Genomic DNA, 24,286 nt, shown 5'->3' with positions numbered 1-24,286 from the left:
CGGGGTGCGAAGGAAACCGCACTGTGACGATAACCATTTCCGCGCGGGAGAGGGAACCGGAAGCACTTCGTCCCACCCCGGCCACACGCTGCTCAACCGGTGTAGCGATACGTCGCCGTGGCCTGTTCGTACAGCCGTGTCACCTCGTCCCGCTCGGCCTCCGGGCCGCGCACCTGGACGATGTGGTACCGCCCGTCCAGCAGCAGCGCCATGTTGCGCACGAACAGGTCCCGGCCCTGCCCGTCGGTCCAGGTGAACTGCCCCTCCGCCATGGTGCGTCCGCCCACTTCGATGGTCCGCAGACCGGAGGCCGTGGCCCAGCTGGAGTCGCGGTACGGCTGGAGTTCGCGCTCCTTGTCCCGCTGGTAGACCATCGGATCGCTGCCGTACGCGGACGTGCCGTCCCGGCCTGGTACGACGATCAGCTCGAAGTTCCCGTGCGCGTACACCACCTGGCCGCTGCTGTTCTTCGGGGTGCGGTCCCAGCCCTCGGCGACGGCGATCCGGAAGCCGTCCGGGTCCTTCCGCAGCGTGAACCCGTCGGGCACGGAGGGGTCACCGCCGGTCTGCGTCTCGGTCGCGGGCGCGGAGGCGGTGGCGTCGCCGCCCGGCGCGCTCGGTCCGCCGGACGGCTGCCCGGTGTGCGAGGGCGCGGTGCTCGCCTGGCCGGCGCCGCCGGTACGGTCGCCGCCCGCCGCGCCGTCCGCACCCTGCTCGGGCATGAACAGCATCGCGTACGCGATCGCGCCGGCCAGCAGGAGCAGGATCAGCAGGAGCAGGGTCCGGCCCAGGCTGCGCGGCGAACGGGCGCCCTCCCTGGCCCGCTTGTGCCGGCCGTGCGGATGGGCCGCGGGCAGCCCGGCGCGCCGCCGGCGCACCAGCTCGCCGCGGCGCCGCACGATCGGCAGCCGGCTCGGGTCGGCGGGCGGCACCGGTACGACATGGGTGCCGGCGTCCGGCTCGGGCGCGGACCGCACCAGCGACCGCAGCCAGCCGCTCAGCTCCTCCACGTCCGGCCGCTCGGTGGGGTCCTGGCGCAGCAGCGACTCCACGACCGGCCGCAGCGGGCCGCACTCCTCGGCGAAGGCGGGCGGCTCGGCGCACACCAGCTGCACCAGCTCGGCCGTCGACTCCTCCGGGTACGGCGCATGCCCCTGCACGGCCCGGAACAGCAGCGCGCCCAGCGCCCACAGGTCGGTGGCCGGACCGATCGGCGCGGCCAGCTGCCAGTTCTCGTGCACGGGACCGGCCTGCTCCGGCGCCCAGCGCTCGGTCACCGGTCCCACCACGGTCATCCGTACCTGCCGCGCCCGCTCGGCGGCCAGCGCGGTCCCGGGCCCCCGGCGTACGGCGCCCGGCTCGTCCCACCGGCCGCCCGCCCGCGCGGGCACGGCGGGACCGGCGCCCTGGCGCCCGGCCCCGGAGGCCGGCTCGGCACCCGGGGCGTGATCCCGTCCCGGCACGGGGGCGTGCCCCTGGCCCGGCACGAGGGTGTGCCCCGGCCGGGGATCCGCCGCCGGCAGCCCCGGCCGGCGCGCACCGCCGCTCAGGGCCGGGGGCGTAGCGCCGGCTCCGGTGCGCGGCCCGGCGCCGTGCCACGGGGCACCGCGCACCCCGTAGGGGTCGGCTGTCCGCCCGGGCGGCCCCGCGCTCCCCGGCTCCGGGGCGTACGGGTACACCGACGCGCCCTCGTCCGGCCCCGCACCGCCGCTGTCCCCCTCGGCGGGCGAACGGGCACCCGGGAGGGCGGCACGCCCGTTCTGCCGGGCCTCACGTATCCGGGAGGAGTACGGGTCCGGCTCGGCGCCGCTGTCACCCTCGGCGAAGGGACGGGCACCCGGCAGGGCCGCGTGCTCGCCCTGCTGGGCCTCGTGCACCCGGGCGGCGGCGCGGGCGCCCGCGCGGTACGCGGCGATGGCCCCGGCCCGGGCGGCCCGGATGTCGGCGCCGCTCTCCAGGGCCGGCTGTCCGGCCGGACCCGACGGCCCGTCCGGGTCCGGCGCCGGGAGCCCGCCGGCCGCGCGCGCCTGGATCGCGGCCCGCCGCGCGGCCTCGGGATCGAGGTCCCCGGCCGGCTCGCCGGGCACTCCGGTGACCCATGTGCCCGGGCCGGACCCGACGGGGCCGCCGGCGGAGTCCGGCTCACCGCCCCCGTCCGGGTCCTCGGGCGCCGGCACCGGGTCGTACCCGCACAGCGCCTCCTCCGCCGCGCCGGCCGCCAGACCGGTGAGCATCACACGGCCGTCGTCGCAGACCAGGACGGTACGGGCGGTGACGTTGCGATGCACCCAGCCGTGGGCGTGCAGCACCCGGAGCGCCATGAGCACATCGGAGGCGACCTCGGCCGCCCGGTACGGCGACAACGGCTGCTGGGCGAGCAGGGCGGCCAGCGGACGCGCGGCCACCCGCTCGCTGACGATCCACAGCGACCCGCCCTCGGCGAACACGTCGAAGACCTGGTCCAGGCGCGGGTGGTCGGGTATGCCGGCCGCGGCCTGTGCGGCCTCGACGGCGCGCCGCACCGCGGGATCGGCCGGCTGCCGGGTGGCGGCCCGGGCCTCGGGCGCCCGGCGGCCGCGCTGCCGTGCGGTGAACCCCTCGGGAAGCCCCTCCGCGTCGAGCACCTCCGCCTCGACCACCTCGGGCAACGGCACCTGCCGGACGATGACTTCCTGACCGCTGTAGGTGTCGAAGGCGCGGGTCTCGGTGAGTTCGTACTCGTCGGACGGCGGCAGTGGCAGGCGGTAGCGGTCGGCGAGCACCCGACCCGCGTAGTCGTCCACTGCGCCTCCCCCGGCCGCCCGGTTGGTCATACCCGATCGCCTCACGGTCCGTTTCGCACACGCATGCGGCTGCGTACGGTCCGCGACCCTTCACGATACGTGCCGGAGGCAACCCGCATTGAGAGGATGACGGATTCTCACGCACCAAACCGGCGCACGGCGCTTATGACTTGGGTTCGAAGGACTTCGTCAGCGTCTTCCAGGTGTCCTTGCGCAGATCGCCGTGCCAGTCGGCGTCCTTCGCCGTGTACATCAGCGCGTAACCGAGGTGGTCGTTCACCACGAAACCCCGGTCGATCGTGCGGTACCCGGTGCCGTCCTCGGTGTAGGTGAACTCCCAGTCGGCGGTGTTCCAGCCGCGGTAGTCCGCCTTCTCGATCCGGATCCGGTGGTACTGGGAGCGCACCATGTAGCGCTCCTGGTTCCGCCAGTCCGCCACCGGGTCGCCCTTGGGCGTGCCGGTCCAGGCGACGAGCAGCTTCTGCCCGCCGGGCCCGGCGTAGCGGTCGCCGGCGCCTCCGGTGGACCGGTACTTCCACCCCTTGGGCAGCCCGATCGAGTAGCCCTGGCCGCTCTTGCGGGTCGAGACCACCGGGGCGCTCCCGCCGTCCTTCGACCCGGAGGTGCCGGACGCGTCGGAGTCGGAGCCGCCGGCGGAGCGGCTCGCCTCGGTCCGCGCGGTGCCGTCCGGTCCGGAACCGTTGCCGGCGGCCGTCGAACTCGCCCCGTCCGTCCGCTTCCCGGTGTCCGTGCCGCTCCCGCTGTCCTTGTCCCGCTTGGCGGACGCGCTCGCGCTGCTCACGGCCTTGGCCCCGCTCTTGCCGCCCTTGCTGTCGTCGCCGCTCAGGGTGATGGCCAGCACGGTCCCGAGCACCGCGAGGGCGACGATCACGGCGATGACGATCAGCGTGCGCCGGGGCACCACATCGGTCAGCGGCGCCCTCGGCACCGGCCGCGGCGGCAGGTCCAGGTCCGGCGGCGGCACCACGGGCCAGCCGGAACTCGTCTTCTTCGCTCCGGAGTTCGGCGCGCCGGCGGCACCGGACACCGGCCCCCCGGGCCGCGCACCGGCCCCGGTCCCCGGCCCGCCGGGAACACCGGGCGCAGCAGGAGCACCGGGCGCACCGGGCCGCGTGCCCCCGGCGACCGCGCCCCCCGCGCCCGGAGTGCGGGTGGCGCCGGGGGCGGCCGGCTCGCTGCCGGTCTTGGTCCGCGCCGACGCGGCGCCGGTGGCCACACCGGCCGCCTTGCGGACCGACCGCAGCGCGCCGCGCAGCTTCTCCCCGGGCACCTCGCCCCGCTTGCCCTCCGGGCCGCCGGGCTGCACCGGCAGCGGGACCACCCGCGTGGCGTCCATCGGCTCCGGCTCGGGCGCGCGTATCACCGCGTTGAGCATGGAGCGGGCCCCGGCGTCGTCGAGCCGCTTGGCCGGATCCTTCGACAGCAGGCCGTAGATGACGTCCCGGAGCGGTCCCGCGTTCTTGGGCTCCTCCAGCGGCTCGGTCATCACCGCGGTGAGCGTGGCGATCGCCGAGCCCTTGTCGTAGGGCGGCGAGCCCTCGACCGCCGCGTACAGCAGACCGCCGAGCGACCAGAGGTCGGCCGCCGGGCCCGGCTTGTGGCCGCGGGCCCGCTCCGGCGAGATGTAGGAAGGGGCGCCGACGAGCATGCCGGTGGAGGTGATGGACGGGTCGCCCTCGACCTGTGCGATACCGAAGTCGGTGAGCACCACCCGGCCGTCCTCGGCGATGAGCACGTTGGACGGCTTCACGTCCCGGTGCAGGATGCCCTCCCGGTGTGCGGAGCGCAGCACGTCGAGGATGGCGAGACCCACCTCGGCGGCACGCTTCGGCTCCAGCACGCCGTCCTCGCGGATGACCTCGGCCAGGGACTTGCCCTCGACCAGCTCCATGACGATCCACGGCCGGTCGTCCTCGTCGACCACGTCGAAGACCGTCACCGCGCTGTTGTTGCGGATCCGGGCGATCGCCTTGGCCTCGCGCAGGGTGCGCGTGATCAGGCGCCGCTTCTCCTCCTCGTCGATGTTCGACGGGAACCGCAGCTCCTTGACGGCGACCGTCCGGCCCAGGGTCTCGTCCTCGGCACGCCAGACCGTGCCCATACCGCCCCGGCCCAGCACGTCTCCCAGCCGGTACCGCCCGGCGAGGAGACGCCGCTCGCTCTTGCCCTGACGAGTCTCCTGACGGGATGCACCCGCCCGCTCCGCCTCCGACATGCGTCCCCTCATACAACCCGCCCTGACAGAGCCTCCATTGTCTCTCACCCGACAAGTGCCCGACGCCCAGGGTGCCACTGGCCCCGGGCCGCCGTCCACGGCCCCCGAACCCTCCTGAAGCGGTGGTTCCGCTTACCGGGATGATGGGTCGTAAGAAGGGAGGAACCGGGATGCCGGCGCTTCGGACACTCCTGTCCATACCGGCATGTCCGGCGCTGCTGCTCGCCCCGGCCGCCTCCCAGGACGCCGCACCGGCCGTCGCCACGGACTCGGTCCTGCCGTTCTTCGTCCACGACGGCGGAGCACCCACCGCGGCCCTGCTGGTCCGGGACGCCGGCACGGACGGGGTGCGCCTGCGCTACGCGGCCGCCGGGCAGGGCATCACCCGCGCCGACCACTTCCGGGCCGGCAGCATCACCAAGACCTTCGTCGCGACGGTGGTGCTCCAGCTGGCCGCGGAGCACCGGCTCTCCCTGTCCGACACCGTGGAGCAGCACCTGCCGGGACTGCTGCGCGGGCGCGGCACCGACGGCCGCCACATCGCCCTGGGGGCCCAGCTCAGCCACACCGCCGGGCTGGCCGACTTCGCCGAAGCCACCGGTGGCACCGTGCCGCTGACTGCGCTTCAGGCGGTACGCATCGCACTCTCCCTCCCTCCGGCCCGCCCGGGCCGTTACTCCTACTCCAGCACCGACTACGTTGTGCTCGGCCTGGTCGTCCGCCAGGTCACCGGTCACTCCTACGCCACCGAGGCCGAGCGCCGTGTCATCGCTCCGCTGGGTCTGACGGGTACCTCCTTTCCCGGGTCCCGCAGGTCTCTGCCCTCGCCGCACGGGCGTGCCTACGCGGCAGACGGCTCCGACGTCACCGAGCTCGACCCGCGCGTGGCCGGCGCGGCGGGTGAGCTGGTGACCACGCTGGCCGACCTCGACCGCTTCTACGCGGCCATGCTCGGCGGCCGGCTGCTGCCCCCGCGCCGGCTGCGCGAGATGCTCGACACCCGTGCCGCACACGGCTCGTACGGCATGGGGCTGTTTCCGGTGAAGCTGCCGTGCGGTACCACCGTGTGGGGCACAACGGCCGGATATCCGGCAGCTACGTGCGCAGCGCGGCCACCGCCGACGGCCGCCGTGTCCTCACCTTCCGGGTGAACACGGACGCGATCGCAGACCCCCGCCTCGAACCGGCCCTGCTCGCCGCCGAGTTCTGCCCTCGCACCCGGTAGAACGGCTGGGCTCCGGGCTGAGATCCCGCCCCACGTCACTCGTCCGGGTGAAGCTGGGAACGGGGACGGGGACGGACCGGGGACGGGACCGGGTCGGGGACGGGACCGGGTCGGTGGTCACAGCGGGACGATGTCCGGGGCTCCCAGCCTCGCCGCGTCCGCCGTCTGGTCGTCCGGCTGGAGCTGGGACTCGCGCTCGGCCTCGACCCGCTTCTCGTAGTGCTCGACCTCGCGCTCGATCTGGTCCTTGTCCCAGCCGAGGACCGGCGCCATCAGCTCGGCGGCCTCGCGGGCGCTGCGGGTGCCGCGGTCGAAGGTCTCGATGGAGATGCGGGTGCGGCGGGTGAGGACGTCGTCCAGGTGCCGGGCGCCCTCGTGCGAGGCGGCGTACACCACCTCGGCACGCAGGTAGTCGTCGGCGGCGTGCAGCGGCTCGCCGAGCGCGGGGTCGGCGGCGATGAGGTCCAGGACCTCCTCGGCCAGGGAGCCGAACCGGTTCAGCAGGTGTTCCACGCGGACCACGTGCAGTCCGGTCCGGGCGGCTATGCGTGCGCGCGCGTTCCACAGCGCCTGGTAGCCCTCCGCTCCGATCAGCGGGGTCTCCTCGGTCACGCAGTCGGCGACGCGCATGTCGAGGCCGTGCACCGCCTCGTCCACGGCGTCCTTGGCCATCACCCGGTAGGTGGTGTACTTGCCACCCGCCACGACGACCAGCCCCGGCGCCGGATGGGCCACCGTGTGCTCGCGCGACAGCTTGCTGGTGGCGTCGGACTCGCCGGCCAGCAGCGGGCGCAGCCCGGCGTACACCCCCTGGACGTCGTCGCGGCTCAGCGGCACGGCGAGCACCGAGTTGACGTGTTCCAGCAGGTAGTCGATGTCGGCGCTGGAGGCGGCCGGGTGGGCCTTGTCCAGGTCCCAGCCGGTGTCGGTGGTGCCGACGATCCAGTGCCGGCCCCAGGGGATGACGAAGAGCACGGACTTCTCGGTGCGCAGGATCAGGCCGGTGGTGGAGTGGATGCGGTCCTTGGGCACGACCAGGTGGATGCCCTTGGAGGCGCGGACGTGGAACTGCCCGCGCTCGCCGACCATGGCCTGCGTGTCGTCGGTCCACACGCCGGTGGCGTTGACGACCTGCTGGGCGCGGATCTCGTACTCCCCGCCGGCCTCCACGTCCTGCACCCGGGCCCCGACGACCCGCTCGCCCTCGCGCAGGAAGCCGGTCACGCGCGCGCGGTTGGCCACCTTCGCGCCGTAGGACGCGGCCGTGCGCACCAGGTTGGCCACGAAACGGGCGTCGTCCACCTGGGCGTCGTAGTACTGCAGGGCGCCGACCAGGGCGTCCTTCCTCAGACAGGGGGCCACGCGCAGGGCGTGACGGCGGGTCAGGTGCCGGTGCAGGGGCAGGCCCCTGCCGTGGCCGCGGGCCATCGACATCGCGTCGTACAGCGCGACGCCCGAGCCGGCGTAGAGCCGCTCCCAGCCCTTGTGCTGGAGCGGGTAGAGGAACGGCACCGGCTTGACCAGGTGCGGGGCGAGCCGCTCCAGCAGCAGGCCGCGCTCCTTGAGGGCCTCGCGGACCAGGGCGAAGTCGAGCATCTCCAGGTAGCGCAGGCCGCCGTGGATCAGTTTGCTGGACCGGCTGGAGGTGCCGGACGCCCAGTCGCGGGCCTCGACCAGGCCGGTGGACAGGCCGCGGGTGACGGCGTCCAGCGCGGTGCCGGCTCCCACCACTCCGCCGCCGACCACCAGCACGTCCAGCTCGCGTTCCGCCATCGCCGCCAGTGCCTCGGCGCGCTGCGCCGGGCCCAGAGTCGCTGTCCTCACCGCTGCCTCCCGCTGTCGCACTCCCGCTCGCGTCGGCCGCACCCGGAGGGCGAAGCCCGGTTCACCCCCTCCTCATGCCCAAATTCTGACGGGGTTGTCCGGTGTCAGCCACCACGGGCTCCCCACCTGTGGACAACTCGCGCACAACCCTTGGAAGACACACAAACACAATCACACATAACGGTCATATGTGTACCTAGTCTGGCAGTGCACTCGCTCATCCTGTCCACAGCGCTTGCGCACCTGTCCCGCTTCGGTTACTGGGAAGGACGGCTCACGCCATGCCCGCAGACCTCGCCGTCATCGGACTCGGTCCCTACGGCTTGCCGCTCGCCCAGGCCGCCGTCGCCGCCGGTGTCTCCACCGTCGGCTATGCCACCGGCCCCGAGGCCGGCTCGCTCAGCCCGGCGGAGCTGCGCCGGATGCACTCCGCCGGCTTCCGGCCGCTGAGCGACCCGGCCCAGCTCGGCCGGGTGCGCACCGCGGTGATCTGCGCGCCCACCCCGCGCGGTACCGACGGCGCGCTCGACCTGGGCCAGGTCGAGGCGGCGGCCCGCACCCTCGCGGCGCGGCTCCGCCCGCACACCACGGTGATCCTGGAGTCGCCGGTGCTGCCCGGGACGACGGAGGAGTTCCTGCGCCCGCTGCTGGAGAAGGGCTCGGGTCTGCGCGCCGGCCGCGACTTCCACCTCGCCTACTCCCCCAGCCGCGTCGACCCCGGCAGCCGGGACCGCACGCCCGCCGGCACCCCCAAGGTGATCGGCGGCCTCACCCCCGCCTGCACGGAGTCGGCCGCCACGTTCTACGGCCGGCTCACCGACAAGGTCGTCCGCGCGCGCGGGCTGCGCGAGGCGGAGACGGTGCAGCTGCTGGAGACCAACTACCGGCACGTCAACATCGCGCTCGTCAACGAGATGGCCGTCCTCTGCCACGAGCTGGGCGTGGACCTGTGGGACGTCATCCGCTGCGCGGAGACGAAGCCGTTCGGTTTCCAGGCGTTCCGGCCGGGCCCCGGGGTCGGCGGACACGGCGCGGCCCAGGACCTCACCGGGCACGCGACCCGCACCCTGCGCATGGTCGAGCTGGCCCAGCAGGTCAACAACCGGATGCCCCGGTACGTCGTCCAGCGCGCGGCCACGCTCCTGAACGAACACGGCAAGTCCGCGCGCGGGGCCCGTGTGCTGCTGCTCGGCGTCACCTACAAGCCCGACATCGCGGATCTGCAGGGCACCCCGGCCCAGGAGATCGCCGTACGGCTGATGGGGCTGGGCGCGGCCGTGAGCTACCACGACCCGTACGTGCCCGCGTGGAGCGTCCTGGACCGCCCGGTCCCCCGTGCGGACTCCCTGTACGAGGCCGCCGCCGAGGCCGACCTCACGATCCTGCTCCAGCAGCACCGCACGTACGACCTGCAGGGCCTGTCGGTGAAGGCCCAGCTGCTGCTGGACACGCGGGGGGCCACGCCCACGGGGGCGGCGCACCGGCTGTGAAACGACGGCAGCGCGCCGGCTGCGAAACAGGGGCAGCGCACCGGCTGTGAAGCGGGCGCGCAGCGCACCGGCTGCGAAGGGCCACGGCCGAAGCCGGCACGCGCAGGGGCCGGTCATCCGCTCGGGATGACCGGCCCCTGCCGTGCCATGGGCGCGTGCCGGTGGTCAGCGGCGGTGCTGGCTGTCCGCGACCGTCACCTCGACGCGCTGGAACTCCTTCAGCTCGCTGTAGCCGGTGGTGGCCATGGCGCGGCGCAGGGCGCCGAAGAAGTTCATGGAGCCGTCCGGGGTGTGGGACGGTCCGGTGAGGATCTCCTCGATCGTGCCGACCGTGCCGAGGTCGACCTTCTGGCCGCGCGGCAGCTCCTCGTTCACCGCCTCCATGCCCCAGTGGTGGCCCTTGCCGGGCGCGTCGGTGCCCCGGGCCAGCGGGGAGCCCATCATGACCGCGTCGGCGCCGCAGGCGATCGCCTTGGGCAGGTCGCCGGACCAGCCGACGCCGCCGTCGGCGATCACGTGCACGTACCGGCCGCCGGACTCGTCCATGTAGTCCCGGCGGGCCGCGGCCACGTCGGCGACGGCCGTGGCCATCGGGACCTGGATGCCGAGGACGTTGCGCGTGGTGTGCGCGGCGCCGCCGCCGAAGCCGACCAGGACGCCGGCCGCGCCGGTGCGCATCAGGTGCAGGGCGGCGGTGTAGGTGGCGCAGCCGCCGACGATCACCGGGACGTCCAGCTCGTAGATGAACTGCTTCAGGTTCAGCGGCTCGTGCGAGGACGACACGTGCTCCGCCGAGACCGTCGTACCGCGGATGACGAAGATGTCCACGCCCGCGTCCACGACCGCCTTGGAGAACTGGGCGGTGCGCTGCGGGGAGAGTGCCGCGGCGGTGACCACGCCGGAGTCGCGGACCTCCTTGATGCGGGCGCCGATCAGCTCCTCCTTGATCGGTGCCGCGTAGATCTCCTGGAGGCGGCGGGTCGCCTGCTCGGCGGGCAGCTCGGCGATCTCGTCCAGCAGCGGCTGCGGGTCCTCGTGCCGCGTCCACAGGCCTTCGAGGTTGAGCACACCGAGGCCGCCCAGCTCGCCGATGCGGATCGCGGTGGCCGGGGAGACCACGGAGTCCATGGGGGCGGCCAGGAAGGGCAGCTCGAAGCGGTAGGCGTCGATCTGCCAGGCGATCGAGACCTCCTTCGGGTCCCGCGTACGGCGGCTGGGGACGACGGCGATGTCGTCGAAGGCGTACGCCCGGCGGCCGCGCTTGCCGCGCCCGATCTCGATCTCAGTCACGTTGGTGGCCTTTCCCTATGCGTTGCAGCGCCTTCCAGTATCGCCGACGGGTACGACAAGGGCGGCCCCGGATGGTCCGGGGCCGCCCTTCGACCGGCTTCACGCGCGCGCGAGAGGCCCGCGCGTGCGACCTGGGAGCTAGGAGCTACCGCTTGCTGCTGTAGTTCGGCGCCTCGACCGTCATCTGGATGTCGTGCGGGTGGCTCTCCTTCAGACCCGCCGAGGTGATCCGCACGAACCGGCCGTTCGCCTGGAGGTCGGGGACGGTCCGGCCGCCGACGTAGAACATCGACTGGCGCAGGCCGCCGACCAGCTGGTGGACGACGGAGGACAGCGGGCCGCGGTAGGGCACCTGGCCCTCGATGCCCTCGGGGATCAGCTGCTCGTCGGAGGCGACGCCCTCCTGGAAGTAACGGTCCTTGGAGAACGACCTGCGGTCGCCGCGGGTCTGCATGGCGCCGAGCGAGCCCATGCCGCGGTACGACTTGAACTGCTTGCCGTTGATGAACAGCAGCTCGCCCGGGGACTCCTCGCAGCCCGCGAGCAGCGAGCCGAGCATCACCGTGTCGGCGCCCGCGACCAGGGCCTTGGCGATGTCGCCGGAGTACTGCAGGCCGCCGTCGCCGATGACCGGGACACCGGCGTCCTTCGCGGCGAGCGCGGCCTCGTAGATCGCGGTGACCTGGGGGACGCCGACGCCGGCGACCACGCGGGTCGTGCAGATGGAGCCCGGTCCGACACCGACCTTGATGCCGTCGGCGCCCGCGTCGACCAGCGCCTGCGCGCCGTCGCGGGTGGCGACGTTGCCGCCGATGACGTCGACGCCGGAGGAGTTCGACTTGATCTTGGCGATCATGTCGCCGACCAGGCGGGAGTGGCCGTGCGCGGTGTCCACGACGATGAAGTCGACGCCCGCCTCGATCAGGGCCTGGGCGCGCTCGAAGGCGTCACCGGCGACACCGACCGCGGCGCCGACCAGCAGGCGGCCCTCGGCGTCCTTGGCGGCGTTCGGGTACTTCTCCGCCTTGACGAAGTCCTTGACCGTGATCAGACCCTTGAGGAGGCCCTCGTCGTCGACCAGCGGCAGCTTCTCGATCTTGTGCTTGCGCAGCAGCTCCATGGCCTCCGGGCCGGAGATGCCGACCTTGCCGGTGACCAGCGGCATCGGGGTCATGACCTCGCGCACGCGGCGGCTGCGGTCGCTCTCGAAGGCCATGTCCCGGTTGGTGACGATGCCGAGCAGCTTCTTGTCGCCGTCGGTCACCGGCACGCCGCTGATGCGGAACTTGGCGCACAGCGCGTCGGCCTCGGCGAGCGTGGCCTCCGGGTGGATGGTGATCGGGTCGGTGACCATGCCCGACTCGGAGCGCTTCACCAGGTCGACCTGGTTGGCCTGGTCCTCGATGGAGAGGTTGCGGTGCAGGACGCCGACGCCGCCCTGGCGGGCCATCGCGATCGCCATGCGGGACTCGGTCACCTTGTCCATGGCGGCGGACAGCAGCGGGATGTTGACCCGCACGTTCTTGGAGACGTACGAGGCGGTGTCGATCTCGTCGGGTGCCATGTCCGACGGGCCCGGCAGCAGCAGCACGTCGTCGTAGGTCAGCCCGAGTGTCGCGAATTTACCGGGCACTCCGTCGACGTTGGCAGTCATGACACCTTCCCCAAATGGCCTTGATCGGTGCGGATGTCCATGCTAACGGGAAGCGTCGCTAGCAAATTCCACGGTAGGGGGTCGCTTCGGGCTTCGTATGTTCGTACGGAACCGATGGCGTACCTGTTCAGCGGAGGACCCACGGGGGCTCTCCGCAGGGGGGATTACTGTTCGGCGAGCGCCCTGAGGCGGCTCAGCGCCCGGTGCTGGGCCACCCGGACCGCGCCGGGTGACATTCCCAACATCTGCCCGGTCTCCTCTGCGGTCAAGCCCACGGCGATGCGCAGCAGGAGCAGCTCGCGCTGGTTCTCAGGCAGGTTGGCCAGCAGTTTCTTGGCCCACTCGGCGTCGCTGCTGAGCAGGGCGCGCTCCTCGGGGCCGAGGGAGTCGTCGGGCCGCTCGGGCATCTCGTCGGACGGCACCGCGGTCGACCCGGGGTGGCGCATCGCCGCGCGCTGGAGGTCGGCGACCTTGTGGGAGGCGATGGCGAAGACGAACGCCTCGAAGGGGCGGCCGGTGTCGCGGTAGCGGGGCAGGGCCAGGAGGACCGCCACGCAGACCTCCTGGGCGAGGTCCTCCACGAAGTGGCGCGCGTCGCCGGGCAGCCGGGACAGCCGGGTGCGGCAGTAGCGCAGCGCCAAGGGGTGGACATGGGCGAGCAGATCGTGCGTGGCCTGCTCGTCCCCGTCGACGGCACGATGCACGAGCGCACCGAACGCCCCAGGGGCCGTGCCCGCCTCGTCGTCGCGCATCGGTCCATGGTGCCCTGAGGCCGCCCGGTCCGTCGCATCGTGTTCGTGGTTGTGCACCGAAGCGTTATGAGCAGGTGCGCCGGCACTCATTCCCTGCGCCCTCCCCTTCCGCTCGACCGACTCGTCCCCGAGAGACTCCACAACTCAAGGATGCGGCATCCGCGCCGAAACGAGCAGCGCGCGTCCGGCGGGCCGACTTGCACGGGCCCCTCCAGGGGGTTCGGGGGTGCAGTACGCCGGCGCGTTCGCGTACCGTGTGGGGCCGCTTTGCGCGCCGGAGCGCTTTGTTTCGCGGGGCGTACCACCAGGCGCCGGTGCGGGGCGCGCTCGCCGGCCTGCGGGTACGGCGGTGTCGTACGGCCGTGCCGACCGGGTGCCGGGCGCGGTGACCTGCCCGTCCCGCCGCCCGCGACGCCGAGGCGTCACGCGCGCACGTCAAGGCGCGACCCGGTCACGGTGCGAGCACCGCGCCCCTGCCGGCCACCGCACGCCACGGCCCGCCCGGGCGCCGCCTCGGCGCGCACGGGCGTGGGAGTACGGCGCGCAGCGGCCCGGGGAGCGCGCGAGCGCCCGAAGCGAGCCGGCGAGCACACCGGCAGGGAAGACGTACGGCGCCTTCCGGCCACCCCGCGCTTCCCCGACGGCGCCATGCAGGAGCACCGGGAGCACCACGCCCCCGGCCCACCGATCCGCCGGACCGACCCGGCCGAGCCTGGCCGTGAGCGGACCGGACGTGCGCGAGCCGGCCGCCGACGGGCCACCCGCCGGCCGGACGCCCGTGGTCGAGTCGGCCTCCGGCGTACGGGACATCAGCTCCGGCGCGCGGGACATCAGCCGGACACCCGTCGGCGAAGCACCCGCCGGCCGGCCGCCCGCCCACGGGCCACCCGCCGACGAACGAACCACCGGCCGGCCACCCGCCGGCGGACGAACCGCCCGCGAGCCACCCGCCGGCAAGCCGACCGACCGCCCGTGCCGATGCCGCACGCGGGAGCCGTACCGGATGGTGACCGGTGTCCGGCGGCCCGCAGGGCCCCGCATCGTTACCTGACCAGTCCCCAGCGGAAGCCGAGGGCCACCGCGTGGGCCCGGTCCGACGCGCCGAGCTTCTTGAACAGGCGCCGGGCGTGCGTCTTGACCGTGTCCTCGGAGAGGAACAGCTCACGGCCGATCTCGGCGTTCGAGCGGCCGTGGCTCATGCCCTCCAGGACCTGGATCTCGCGCGCGGTGAGCGTGGGCGCGGCGCCCATCTCGGCCGAGCGCAGGCGGCGCGGGGCGAGCCGCCAGGTCGGGTCGGCGAGGGCCTGCGTCACCGTGGCGCGCAGCTCCGCGCGCGAGGCGTCCTTGTGCAGGTAGCCACGCGCGCCGGCGGCGACCGCGAGGGCCACGCCGTCGAGGTCCTCGGCGACGGTGAGCATGATGATGCGCGCGCCGGGGTCGGCCGACAGCAGCCGGCGCACGGTCTCGACGCCGCCCAGGCCGGGCATGCGCACGTCCATCAGGATGAGGTCGGAGCGGTCGGCGCCCCAGCGGCGGAGGACTTCCTCGCCGTTGGCCGCCGTCGTCACACGCTCGACACCGGGCACGGTCGCGACCGCGCGTCGCAGCGCTTCTCGGGCAAGCGGGGAGTCGTCGCAGACGAGGACGGATGTCATGACCGCCCTCCGCAGCTGATGCGCGTCACCTTGAGCCTCCAGGCTGGTACGGAATCGTCACCTGTGCGGTCGACCGTCTCGGACGCCTGCCCGAGCCCTTATGTTTTCAACCGCCTCCGCACTCTCAACGACGGTCACTCGAAAGAGTTACGGGGCCGCGTGCCGTCTTCGGCACTCTACGTGAGGGGACCGACACGGTGCAGACATGCCGAACGGACCCACAAGTTTTCATCACAACCTATGCCCCATTTGGCCCTTTTTCTTCCCGTTTTGCAGTGTCCGGGGCTAGATTCGCAATGAGTCATATTTTCATCTCCTTAGACCGGAGATGTACGGTCGTTGGCACCGTATCCGCCCAGAACGGCGACAAGGGGTCACGTAATGGCAGATTTCTCCCGCCTTCCCGGACCGAACGCGGACCTGTGGGACTGGCAGCTGCTCGCTGCCTGCCGCGGGGTGGACAGCTCGCTCTTCTTCCACCCGGAGGGCGAGCGCGGGGCGGCTCGGAGCGCTCGCGAGAACTCGGCCAAAGAGGTCTGCATGAGGTGCCCGGTCCGTGCGGAGTGCGCGGCGCACGCGTTGGCGGTGCGCGAGCCGTACGGGGTCTGGGGCGGACTGACCGAGGACGAGCGTGAGGAGTTGATGGGGCGGGCACGCAACCGCCTGGTGGCGGCGTCCACCACCGGCGGGGACACCGCTTCGAATCACTGAAGGAACGTTTCTTCACCCATATGGGAACCATGACCGGGCACGCACGCGCGTGCCCGTGGCCCGCTCCGCGTGACCCCCGACCCGCACCGGCCCCCGACCCGCACCGGTCCCTGGCCGCACCAGCCCCTAGCCACGCCCGGCCGGACGCGCCGCCCGGGCCAGTTGCTCCAGCGTCGCCGACACGGCCGGCACCTGTGCCAGGTCGGGCAGGGTGAGGGCGACGATCTCCCGCCGTACCGCCGGTTCCAGCCGCACGGTGCGCACGCCCCGGGGCCGTACCGACTCCACGGCCAGCTGGGGCAGTACGGCGACGCCGAGGCCCGCGCCGACCAGGCCGACCACGGCCGGGTAGTCGTCGGTGGCGAAGTCGATGCGCGGGGCGAAACCGGCCCCCTCGCACACCTCGATCAGCTGGCCGCGGCAGCGCGGGCAGCCCGCGATCCAGGGCTCCTGGGCCAGCTCGCCGATCGCGACGGCCTCCGCGCGCGCGAGCCGGTGCCGTTCGGGCACCAGGGCGACCAGGCGGTCGGTGAGCAGGGGGCGTACGACGAGGTCGTCCCACTCCTCCGCGACCGCCGCGCCCTCGTAGCGGAAGGCCAGGGCCAGGTCGCAGTCGCCCTCGCGGAGCAGTTCGACGGACCGCGGGGGCTCGGCCTCCTCCAGGGAGACCCGGGTGCCGGGGTGGGCGGCGCGCAGGGCGGCCAGGGCGGTGGGGACCAGCGTGGAGCTGCCGCTGGGGAAGGAGACCAGCCGGACCCGGCCCGCGCGCAGCCCGGCGATGGCGGCGACCTCCTCCTCGGCGGCGGTGAGCCCCGCGAGGATCCCGGAGGCGTGCCGGACCAGGGCCTCGCCGGCCTGGGTGAGGCGCATCTCGCGCCCGCTGCGCACCAGCAGCGGGGTGCCGACCGAGGTTTCCAGGGCCTTCATCTGCTGGCTGACGGCCGGCTGGGTGCAGCCCAGCTGGCGCCCCGCGGCGGAGAAGGAGCCGGTGGTGGCGACGGCGCGCAGGACGCGGAGATGACGGGCCTCGATCACCTCTTGAGCATAAGGCAGCCTTGGGTGTGGCGCCCGATAATGCGTCGACACTTTGGGGCTCGATCACTTAACGTGCGGGCATGAAGCTTCTCTCCGTCAATCTGGGCAGCCTCCGGCAGGTCGCCTACACCAGCCAGCCGGAGGGCCTGACCGGCATCGACAAGCGCCCGGCCGACGGGCCCGTGCGGGTGGCGGCGCCGGGGCCCAAGGGGATCGGCGCGAGCGGACTCGCCGGGGACGCGGTGTGCGACACGCGCCACCACGGCGGGAACGACCAGGCGGTGTACGCGTACGCCCGCGAGGACCTCGACGTGTGGGAGCGCGAACTGGGCCGGCCGTTGGCCAACGGCTGCTTCGGCGAGAACCTGACGACGGACGGTCTCGACGTCTCCGGGGCGCTGATCGGCGAGCGCTGGCGGATCGGCTCCGAGGTGGTGCTGGAGGTGACCGGGGGCCGCATCCCGTGCAACACGTTCCAGGGCCATCTGGGCGAACGCGGCTGGGTCAGGAGGTTCACACAGAAGGGCGCAACGGGTGCCTACCTCCGGGTGATCGAGCCGGGCGAGATACGGGCCGGTGATCCGGTCGAGATCGTGCACCGCCCGGACCACGGGGTGACGGCGACGATGCAGTTCCGCGCGGTCACCACCGAGCGGGAGCTGCTGCCCCGGCTGCTCGCGGCGGGCGAGGCGCTGCACACCGAGACGCTGGCGCGGGCCCGGGCGTACGTGGCGGAACACGGGGCCTGAGCCGCGTCAGGAGGCGGCCGGACCGGACGAGCCGGTCAGCGGAGGCCGCCGTTCCCGGTCACTACCCTTGGGCCATGACAACGTCTCTGATTACGGGATCGACCGCGGGGATCGGTGCCGCGTTCGCGCGCCGGCTGGCGGCGGACGGGCACGACCTCGTCCTGGTGGCCCGGGACACCAAGCGGCTGCGCGAGCAGGCGACGGAACTGCACGACCGGCACGGCATCGAGGTGGAGGTGCTGACCGCCGACCTGTCCGAGGACAAGGGCATCGAGGCGGTCGCCGACCGGCTCGGCGACCGGAAGAACCCGGTCGACCTGCTGATCAACAACGCCGGCTTCGGCAACAAGGGCCGTTACCTGGACGTGGCGATGGCGGACGAGCTGCGGATGCTCAAGGTGCACTGCGAGGCGGTGCTCCGGCTGACGTCGGCGGCGGCCGGTGCGATGCGCGAGCGCGGCCGGGGCGGGGTGGTGAACGTCGCCTCGGTGGCCGCGTTCGTGCCGCGCGGCACGTACGGCGCCTCCAAGGCCTGGGTCGTGCAGTTCACCCAGGGCGCGGCGAAGGACCTGGCCGGCACCGGGGTCCGGCTGATGGCACTGTGCCCGGGCTTCGTGCGCACCGAGTTCCACCAGCGGGCCGGGATGGGCACGGACAACATCCCGGGCTGGCTGTGGCTGGACGCCGACAAGCTGGTCGCGGCGGCCCTGGCCGACCTCGCGCGCGGCAAGACGCTGTCCATCCCGGATCCCCGCTACAAGGCGCTGATGGGGCTGGTGAAGGTGGCCCCGCGCGGGCTGCTGGGCGGGATCAGCTCCCGGACGGGGCGCAAGTACGGGCCGCAGTAGCGGCGGTGGCGCGGCCGTCCCGGTGGGAAAATGGGCGGGACGGTACCGGACCAGGGGGGCCGGAGGCGGCGCCATGACCTTCGTACAGCTCATCGAGTGCAGGACGAGCCGGCTGGACGAGATGAACCGGCTCATCGACGACTGGGTCGAGCAGACCAAGGGGAAGCGGACGGCGACGCACGCGCTGGTCGGCACGGACCGCTCCGACGCGTCGCACGTCGTGGAAGTGGTGGAGTTCCCGTCGTACGAGGACGCGATGCGGAACTCGAACCTCCCGGAGACCGGCCGGATCTTCCGGAAGATGCTCGCGCTGTGCGACGAGATGCCGACGTTCGTCGATCTGGACGTCGTACGGGACGAGAACCCGGTGGTGGACACCGTCCGGCGGTTCTTCGAGGCGCTCGCGGCCCCGGGCGAGCTGCCGCCGCTCAACGACCTGCTGGACGAGGACGTCCACAGCCACGACCCGGTGAACCCGCAGGACACCATCGGGCTCGACCACGCCCGCGCCGAGTTCCGGATGTGGCGCGGCGCCTTCGACTTCGCGTTCACCGTCGAGGACGTGATCGCCCAGGGCGACCGGGCCTGCGCGCGGTGGACGTGGAACGCGAGGCACACGGGCGACTTCCTGGGAATCGGACCGACCGGCAGGCGCGTCGCCATGACGGGGCTGGCGCTGTTCCGGTTCGCCGACAACGGCAAGATCGCCGACATCTGGTGGCAGCACGACCAGCTGGGACTGATGCAGCAGCTGGGGGCGCTGGACGCGCTGGAGCAGTAGGGGACGTGCGGCGGCCCGACCAGCGGGCTCGGCGTCGAGCGGCCTTCCGGCTACCCCGGCGCCTCCCTGGAGTCGGACGGCTCCCTCCTCCCCGGCTGGGCCGGCTGGAACCACCGCGACCAGGCCGACGCCCTGGTCGGTCTCATCCGGAGCCGGATCGAGGTCGGCGGCTGGGACAAGAAAGACGCCCGGCTCGTGCCCCTGCTCGCCGGGCTCCGGGAAGTGGTGCCCTGGGTCCACCAGTGGTACGGCGAGTACGACGAGGAGTGGGAGGGCCATCCCGCCGAGGAGTTCCAGGCCGCCCTCGACTCGGGCCGCGCGGACGCGGAGGTCTCCGAGGCGGACCTCGTCAAATGGCGTCCGGAGAAGAAGACCGGCGGACGCAAGAAGAAGAGCGAGTAAGCAAGCGCAGAGGGGCGGTCAGCAGCAGACCGCCCCTCCACCGCACCGTTCAGCCGCGCGCGGCCATGCACACGAACGCCGCCCACTCATCGGCGCCGACGGAGAGAAACGCTTCCTCCGGGCGCTTGGAGTCACGCACCAACACGGCCGTACCCGCGTCCGCGACCTCCACGCACTGACCGCCATCACCCGCGCTGTAGCTGCTCTTCACCCAGGTCAGCCCGGCTACCTGATCGGCGTTGGCCTTCACAACTCTCCTAAGAGCTTCTCGATCCAGGCCAGCGATTCCTTGGGGTTCTTGGCTTGCGCCCTCAAAACGCCATACGTCGACTCGAACCCCTGGACCCTCGCCGGTTCCGCGTGCAGGGTGCTGTGGCTCTGCACCTCCGTGTAAGCCATCCTGCGCCCTGAGCGCGTAAGGATCAACGTAAACGGCCCTGCTACCCCGCCGTGCTCATCGCGATCCGTGGGCATGACCTGGATCTCGACGTTTCGTTCGTGGCCCATCATCAGCAGGTGTTCCAACTGGGCCCGGTGCACTTCCTTGCCGCCGAGGGGCCGCAGGAAGACGTGCTCCTCGATGACGAAGCTCAGCAGCGGTTTGGGACGGCGCGAGAGCAGCTTCTGCCGGTCCAAACGAGCGGTCAACCGCTGCTCCACCGTTTCCGCATCCAATAACGGGCGCCACATCTCGAAGACGGCTCGCGCGTACTCCTCGCACTGCAACAGCCCGTTTACCAAGTGCGCGTCGTACACATGCAGTTCGGCTGCCTCGGCCTCATAGCTGACGAACTTGCGGAAGAAAGACGGATACCGCGCCTTGGCCACCTCGTCCTTCATGGCCACCAGCACGCCCCGCGCCCCCACCACCTGGTCCACCGCGTCGATCAGCTCCGGCTTGGGAATCCGCCGCCCCTGCTCCACCGCCGCGATCTGCGCCTCGCCATAGCCGACCTGGCTCCCCAGCTCCGGCTGAGTCAGCCCGGCCGCTTCCCGCAGCAGCTTCATCTGCCGGCCGAAGCAGCGCAGGAACTCGACGTTCGAGTCCGGCTCGGCGCCACCCGTACCCGAATCGGCACCCGTATCCATGACCGCACAGTAGGACGCCAGTACGCCAACCACGCCCCAACAGGAACAAGTTGCCTCGTGTGAGTGAACGCCCCCACGCGAAAGCTTTCTTCACTCAACGCGTCCGCTTGGCCACTTTGCGTGCGCTACCGTCACTCCCAGCAGCACGACATGAATCGGCCCTCGCGACGGCTAGCGACCGTCCGCGAGGGCCTGAACCACCAGTGGAAGTTAGGGCTCCCACAGTGATGTACCGGCACCATATCGCGCCCCCGCGCGCCTACACCCAGTTCTCCCACGACATCATCCGGCACCCCCGGCTCTCCTCCGACGCCGTACGCCTTCTCACCTGGCAACTCTCGCTCCCCCAGGGCGCGCGAGAATCCCTCTCCCGTACGGCTGAACGTGCGAACATCGGCGCCTGCGCCTTCACCCGCGCCAAGCGCCAGCTCAAGGACGAGGGCTTCGTGCATGAGCGGCGCGTCCAGGGGCCCGGCGGTCACTGGGTGACCCAACAACTCGTCTCCAACGTGCCGTTGAGCGAGGCGGAAGCCTCTAAGCTCCTGGGACGGACGCCCGTATCCGCGCACGTCGCACCGAGTCCCCGCAATCCGGCGATCGGTGAGCGGACCGGTCGGCCCACCGACGGTCATCCCTATGGCGACACCTGTGTGAACACCCCCAACCGTCCCCCCAAGCCCCCCGAGGACACCGCCGATGCCTCCGCACCCGCCGAAGCCCCCGAAGCCGCGCACGCCACGGCAGCCCCGCAAGCCGCGCAAGCCCCGGAGGTGGACCGGGAAAGCGAGCGTCCCGATCCCGGCCCTCACCTAGACGCGGCCCGCGCCCTCGCCCACGCCTACCGCGACCTCGACCCTGCCCTGCTTTTAAGGGCGCATTCGACCGCGAAGCCGAAGTGGTAGTCCGCATTGGGCAGCCGCGCGTTGTCCAGGAGGAAGACGGCGTCCCTGAGCGTGTTCGCCACAGGCGACGCCGATCCACGGCTCAGCGTTCGACGACCTGGATGTGATGCTTCAGCTCCTCGGCGATGCTCGCCGTGTCGCCGGCCGCGGGCAGGCGCCAGTCCGTCTCGATGCCCGCCTCCACGGCCGGCTCGGAACTGAAGCGGATCAGATCCGGAGAGGCGACGTAGGAGTCACGGAGCCAGGTGATGAACACAGCCGCCTCTTCCGCGGTGTTGTCCACGAGAACCACCGTGTCCCTGCCTTCGTTGCTGGCGAAGCCGGTGAACTCGGTTCCTTCGGCCGTCACCGCCCAGAAGGACAGGCGCAGTTGCCTGCCCTGCCGGGTCTCGTACCGCACTTCGGGGAACGCGGCTTCGAGGGCGGCGCCGAAGGCAGCCAGGTCCAGGTTCCAGCCGGCGGGGTTCTTGGCGGGCGCGTAGAGCAGGAAGGTCGTCTGGTATTCGTCGAGATCCACAGCAGCGTCCTTCTTCGTCGGGGGTCAGGGCACGTACCGGGAGGTGCCCTTGACCCCCTGTGCCGCCATGAGCGTCTGCCAGTACGCGGCAGCGTCATTGTCGTTGGTGATGATCTCCAGGCCGCGGATCTGCTCGTGCTGCGTCATCGCCTGCCGGTAGTCGTCGAGTTCGTCCTCGTCCTTGCCGACGAGGATGTCCTTCTTGCTCCACTTCTTCTTGCCGTTCTTGTCGTACTTGTCTTCGAGCGCGAAGGTGTCGGGCGTGCGCCACGAGTTCTTCTTGCACTCGTCGTCGGTGTCCTTCACATACTTGGCGTCGATCATGTAACCGTCGGCCGGCCGCATTCCGTCCGCTGCGATGGCTCCCTTACGTGCTTCCGCGGGGAGCGGTATGAGCCGTTCGGGGTACCCGGCGGTCCGCAGCTGGTAGGCGTTGGCGGGGTCGGTCGTGCTGGTGCCCTTCCCGCCGAATCCCATGGGCCGCAGCGTGTTCACCCACGCCTCGAACTCCTTCCGTTCACCGGTGCTGAGCAAGCGGGTGGTTCCCGGCTCCGGCGGCAGGGGGTCCTTGAACGGGAGGCTGGGGTCGGGGTCCCGGTAGACAGCAGGTATGACGCCCGGCAGACCGCCCTTGTACGACGCGAGAGCCAGCGGTACGGGAACGGTCACGGGTTCGGGGACCGGTAGCAGGGGCACGCCCGGGAGGCCGGGCGCGCCGCCGGAACCCTGCGGGAGTTTGACGCGCTTCTCGGATCCGTCGAGGGAATGGGCCACGTCGCCGAGCCGGTGGATCCACGGGTCCCCGAGCACGGCATCGAGGAGGCCGCCGTCGTCACCGTTGCCGCCGAACATGGGTGAGTCCCACGGCATGTCCACGTGGAAGGGGTCCACCCGGTCCTTGGTGATCTGCCTCTTTGCCGCCTCGACATGATCGGCATACCGCTCGCACGCCTTCGCCAATTGGGTGCAGGCCGCCACGAGGTTGGCGACCAGCGGCTCGTCCGGATGGGCTCGCTCCGGCGGGGCCGCGAAGCCGACGAAGCCTTTGAAGTAGCTATGGAACGCGTCCGCGGCCTCCCCGGAATGGGCCTTGTCCGCGGTATGGGCGTACACCTGCGCGTCCTCCAGGAAGCGCGTCATCAGCTTCGCCCCGCGGCGCCAGGTACCGGCCACGTCCCGCAGTTTCTCCGGAGAACCACGAAAGCGGTCGCTCATTCCGGCAGGCGCGTACTGGTCGTACCAGGCGGTCTCGCCGACGACCTCCGAAAGCTCCTGCCCGCGCCCGAGGAAGCTCTCGGAGCAGTCCGCAGCGGGGTCGCCCATCCGGTAGGTCAGGTCCACCTGCCGGCCGAGGATCGCCGAGGCGATGCTGCTCTCCTGCGCCATCAACTCCCGGCAGGTGCGCATCAGCCCCTTGCCCGTCTCGCCCATCACGTAGGCGCTGAAGCCGATCATGTCGAGTGTCGTGGCAGCCGCGGACTCGTACACCTTCGCGAACGCGCGTCCCGCGTCGTCGTCCCCGGCCATGCCGTGCTGCCGGTCGAGTTCGTGGAAGAGCGCGATGGCCGTGTCCCGGGTGCCGACCATGACCGTGTCCACCATGCCCATGGACGCCTTGACCATGCCCTCCACGATCAGCTTCAGGTCTGGTGACAGCCCCACGCGTTCCCCCAGCACTCACTCGCCCGCAAGCAGGATGATCGGATCTCCGTTCCATCGCACAAAGGTCCGGAAGGCAGCGGCGCGGCAAGCCAAAGAGCATCTCTCCAGGAATCGCTCTCCCCGACGACCCCCACACCAAGCCACCACCCCCCTACAACCTGGGGCCGTAGTGCTGTCTTCCCTGGTCAGACGCGTCTGGGAACGAAAACCTTGGGCGCATGACCACCCCTCCCCACAGCATCACTCCAGGGCCGGGCCCCGAGACCGGCTTCACGTTGCGGTTCACGGCGACTCCGCGCGGCGCCCGGCTCGCCCGGCGTCTCGCCTCCCAGCAGATGGACGCCTGGGGCTGGCCCTACGGCACACCCGTGCACGACACGGTCGAGCTGCTCGTCGCCGAGCTGGCCGCCAACGCCGTCACTCACGGACGGGTCCCCGGGCGCGATGCCGAGCTGCGGTTGAGCGCCGAGGCCGGACGGGTGCGGGTGGAGGTGAGCGACACCCGTGGGGAGCGTCTGCCCGTCGCCCGGGACGCCCCCGCCGACGGGGACGGTGGTCGCGGTCTTTTCCTGGTCGCGGCGCTCGCCAAGGAGTGGGGCACGGCACCTCGCGCCGGAGCGCCCGGCAAGACCGTGTGGGCCGTCGTGTCCGGTGAGGCTCGGTGACGGAACCCGGCCGACG

Annotated in this window: 19 protein-coding genes and 2 pseudogenes; 9 read left to right on the top strand and 12 right to left on the bottom strand. The window is 72.1% G+C overall.

The window, feature by feature from the left end; translation table 11 throughout:
* Positions 1-92: 92 nt before the first annotated feature.
* Positions 93-2,813: a protein kinase gene (locus IG05_RS0123640; RefSeq protein WP_199808368.1), complete on the bottom strand. Its 2,721-nt coding sequence runs from the start codon at positions 2,811-2,813 to the stop codon at positions 93-95.
* A gap of 133 nt (positions 2,814-2,946) precedes the next feature.
* Complete coding sequence (locus tag IG05_RS0123635; RefSeq protein ID WP_030345534.1) at positions 2,947-5,019, bottom strand: serine/threonine-protein kinase; 2,073 nt, start codon at positions 5,017-5,019, stop codon at positions 2,947-2,949.
* A gap of 170 nt (positions 5,020-5,189) precedes the next feature.
* Here IG05_RS0123635 and IG05_RS42485 point away from each other — a divergent pair.
* Positions 5,190-6,244: pseudogene (locus IG05_RS42485) on the top strand (serine hydrolase domain-containing protein).
* A gap of 117 nt (positions 6,245-6,361) precedes the next feature.
* Here IG05_RS42485 and IG05_RS0123625 read toward each other — a convergent pair.
* Positions 6,362-8,068, bottom strand: a complete 1,707-nt coding sequence (locus IG05_RS0123625) for a glycerol-3-phosphate dehydrogenase/oxidase (protein ID WP_030345532.1) — start codon at positions 8,066-8,068, stop codon at positions 6,362-6,364.
* Between the two features lie 281 nt (positions 8,069-8,349).
* On the opposite strand from IG05_RS0123625, the gene IG05_RS0123620 reads away from it, so the two are divergent.
* On the top strand, positions 8,350-9,558 hold the full coding sequence (locus tag IG05_RS0123620) for a nucleotide sugar dehydrogenase (RefSeq protein WP_030345530.1): 1,209 nt from the start codon (positions 8,350-8,352) through the stop codon (positions 9,556-9,558).
* Between the two features lie 165 nt (positions 9,559-9,723).
* Here IG05_RS0123620 and IG05_RS0123615 read toward each other — a convergent pair whose 3' ends face one another.
* The 4 genes from IG05_RS0123615 to IG05_RS0123600 all read right to left on the bottom strand — a co-directional run bounded on the left by IG05_RS0123615 (position 9,724) and on the right by IG05_RS0123600 (position 14,909).
* Positions 9,724-10,848, bottom strand: a complete 1,125-nt coding sequence (locus IG05_RS0123615; protein ID WP_030345529.1) for a GuaB3 family IMP dehydrogenase-related protein — start codon at positions 10,846-10,848, stop codon at positions 9,724-9,726.
* Positions 10,849-10,993: 145 nt separating this feature from the next.
* Positions 10,994-12,502 (bottom strand): IMP dehydrogenase, encoded by a 1,509-nt coding sequence (gene guaB, locus IG05_RS0123610; RefSeq protein WP_030345527.1) that lies wholly within the window; start codon positions 12,500-12,502, stop codon positions 10,994-10,996.
* 164 nt (positions 12,503-12,666) lie between these two features.
* Complete coding sequence (locus IG05_RS0123605) at positions 12,667-13,254, bottom strand: sigma-70 family RNA polymerase sigma factor (RefSeq protein WP_030345526.1); 588 nt, start codon at positions 13,252-13,254, stop codon at positions 12,667-12,669.
* A gap of 1,043 nt (positions 13,255-14,297) precedes the next feature.
* A complete protein-coding gene (locus tag IG05_RS0123600) occupies positions 14,298-14,909 on the bottom strand; it encodes a response regulator transcription factor (protein ID WP_003948568.1) in 612 nt (203 codons plus the stop codon).
* Positions 14,910-15,290: 381 nt separating this feature from the next.
* Between IG05_RS0123600 and IG05_RS0123595 the strand changes: the two genes are divergently transcribed.
* Positions 15,291-15,620, top strand: coding sequence for a WhiB family transcriptional regulator (locus IG05_RS0123595; RefSeq protein WP_030345524.1), 330 nt, complete (start codon positions 15,291-15,293; stop codon positions 15,618-15,620).
* Between the two features lie 126 nt (positions 15,621-15,746).
* Here IG05_RS0123595 and IG05_RS0123590 read toward each other — a convergent pair whose 3' ends face one another.
* Positions 15,747-16,655, bottom strand: coding sequence for a LysR family transcriptional regulator (locus IG05_RS0123590; RefSeq protein WP_030345522.1), 909 nt, complete (start codon positions 16,653-16,655; stop codon positions 15,747-15,749).
* A gap of 80 nt (positions 16,656-16,735) precedes the next feature.
* Between IG05_RS0123590 and IG05_RS0123585 the strand changes: the two genes are divergently transcribed.
* The 4 genes and pseudogenes from IG05_RS0123585 to IG05_RS50655 form a co-directional block, all read left to right on the top strand.
* Positions 16,736-17,404, top strand: a complete 669-nt coding sequence (locus tag IG05_RS0123585) for an MOSC domain-containing protein (RefSeq protein ID WP_030345521.1) — start codon at positions 16,736-16,738, stop codon at positions 17,402-17,404.
* Positions 17,405-17,478: 74 nt separating this feature from the next.
* On the top strand, positions 17,479-18,252 hold the full coding sequence (locus tag IG05_RS0123580; RefSeq protein ID WP_030345519.1) for an SDR family NAD(P)-dependent oxidoreductase: 774 nt from the start codon (positions 17,479-17,481) through the stop codon (positions 18,250-18,252).
* A 73-nt stretch (positions 18,253-18,325) separates the two neighbouring features.
* Complete coding sequence (locus IG05_RS0123575; RefSeq protein WP_030345517.1) at positions 18,326-19,033, top strand: ester cyclase; 708 nt, start codon at positions 18,326-18,328, stop codon at positions 19,031-19,033.
* Between the two features lie 48 nt (positions 19,034-19,081).
* Positions 19,082-19,435 (top strand): annotated as a pseudogene (locus IG05_RS50655) (DUF7008 domain-containing protein); the annotation flags it as partial.
* A 49-nt stretch (positions 19,436-19,484) separates the two neighbouring features.
* On the opposite strand, the gene IG05_RS0123565 reads toward IG05_RS50655, so the two are convergent.
* Together IG05_RS0123565 and IG05_RS0123560 are read right to left on the bottom strand one after the other, a co-directional pair.
* The gene (locus IG05_RS0123565) at positions 19,485-19,685 is read right to left on the bottom strand and encodes a DUF397 domain-containing protein (protein ID WP_030345514.1); all 201 of its coding nucleotides are present in this window, start codon (positions 19,683-19,685) and stop codon (positions 19,485-19,487) included.
* A complete protein-coding gene (locus IG05_RS0123560) occupies positions 19,682-20,524 on the bottom strand; it encodes a helix-turn-helix domain-containing protein (protein WP_030345512.1) in 843 nt (280 codons plus the stop codon). The genes IG05_RS0123565 and IG05_RS0123560 overlap by 4 nt, the downstream gene beginning before the upstream one ends.
* 227 nt (positions 20,525-20,751) lie before the next feature.
* On the opposite strand from IG05_RS0123560, the gene IG05_RS49445 reads away from it, so the two are divergent.
* A complete protein-coding gene (locus IG05_RS49445) occupies positions 20,752-21,426 on the top strand; it encodes a hypothetical protein (protein ID WP_234335980.1) in 675 nt (224 codons plus the stop codon).
* An 82-nt stretch (positions 21,427-21,508) separates the two neighbouring features.
* Here IG05_RS49445 and IG05_RS0123550 read toward each other — a convergent pair whose 3' ends face one another.
* Complete coding sequence (locus tag IG05_RS0123550) at positions 21,509-21,943, bottom strand: hypothetical protein (RefSeq protein WP_030345509.1); 435 nt, start codon at positions 21,941-21,943, stop codon at positions 21,509-21,511.
* A gap of 24 nt (positions 21,944-21,967) precedes the next feature.
* Positions 21,968-23,605, bottom strand: coding sequence for a restriction endonuclease fold toxin-2 domain-containing protein (locus IG05_RS0123545; protein WP_030345508.1), 1,638 nt, complete (start codon positions 23,603-23,605; stop codon positions 21,968-21,970).
* A 218-nt stretch (positions 23,606-23,823) separates the two neighbouring features.
* Here IG05_RS0123545 and IG05_RS0123540 point away from each other — a divergent pair, with 218 nt between their 5' ends.
* Positions 23,824-24,270 (top strand): ATP-binding protein, encoded by a 447-nt coding sequence (locus IG05_RS0123540; protein WP_051790149.1) that lies wholly within the window; start codon positions 23,824-23,826, stop codon positions 24,268-24,270.
* Positions 24,271-24,286 lie beyond the last annotated feature (16 nt).

Origin of the sequence: Streptomyces sp. NRRL S-1022, assembly GCF_000720135.1 — a bacterium.
GTDB lineage: Bacteria > Actinomycetota > Actinomycetes > Streptomycetales > Streptomycetaceae > Streptomyces.
Note: the sequence above shows the minus strand (reverse complement) of the source record. Positions and strands in the feature narration are given on the sequence as shown.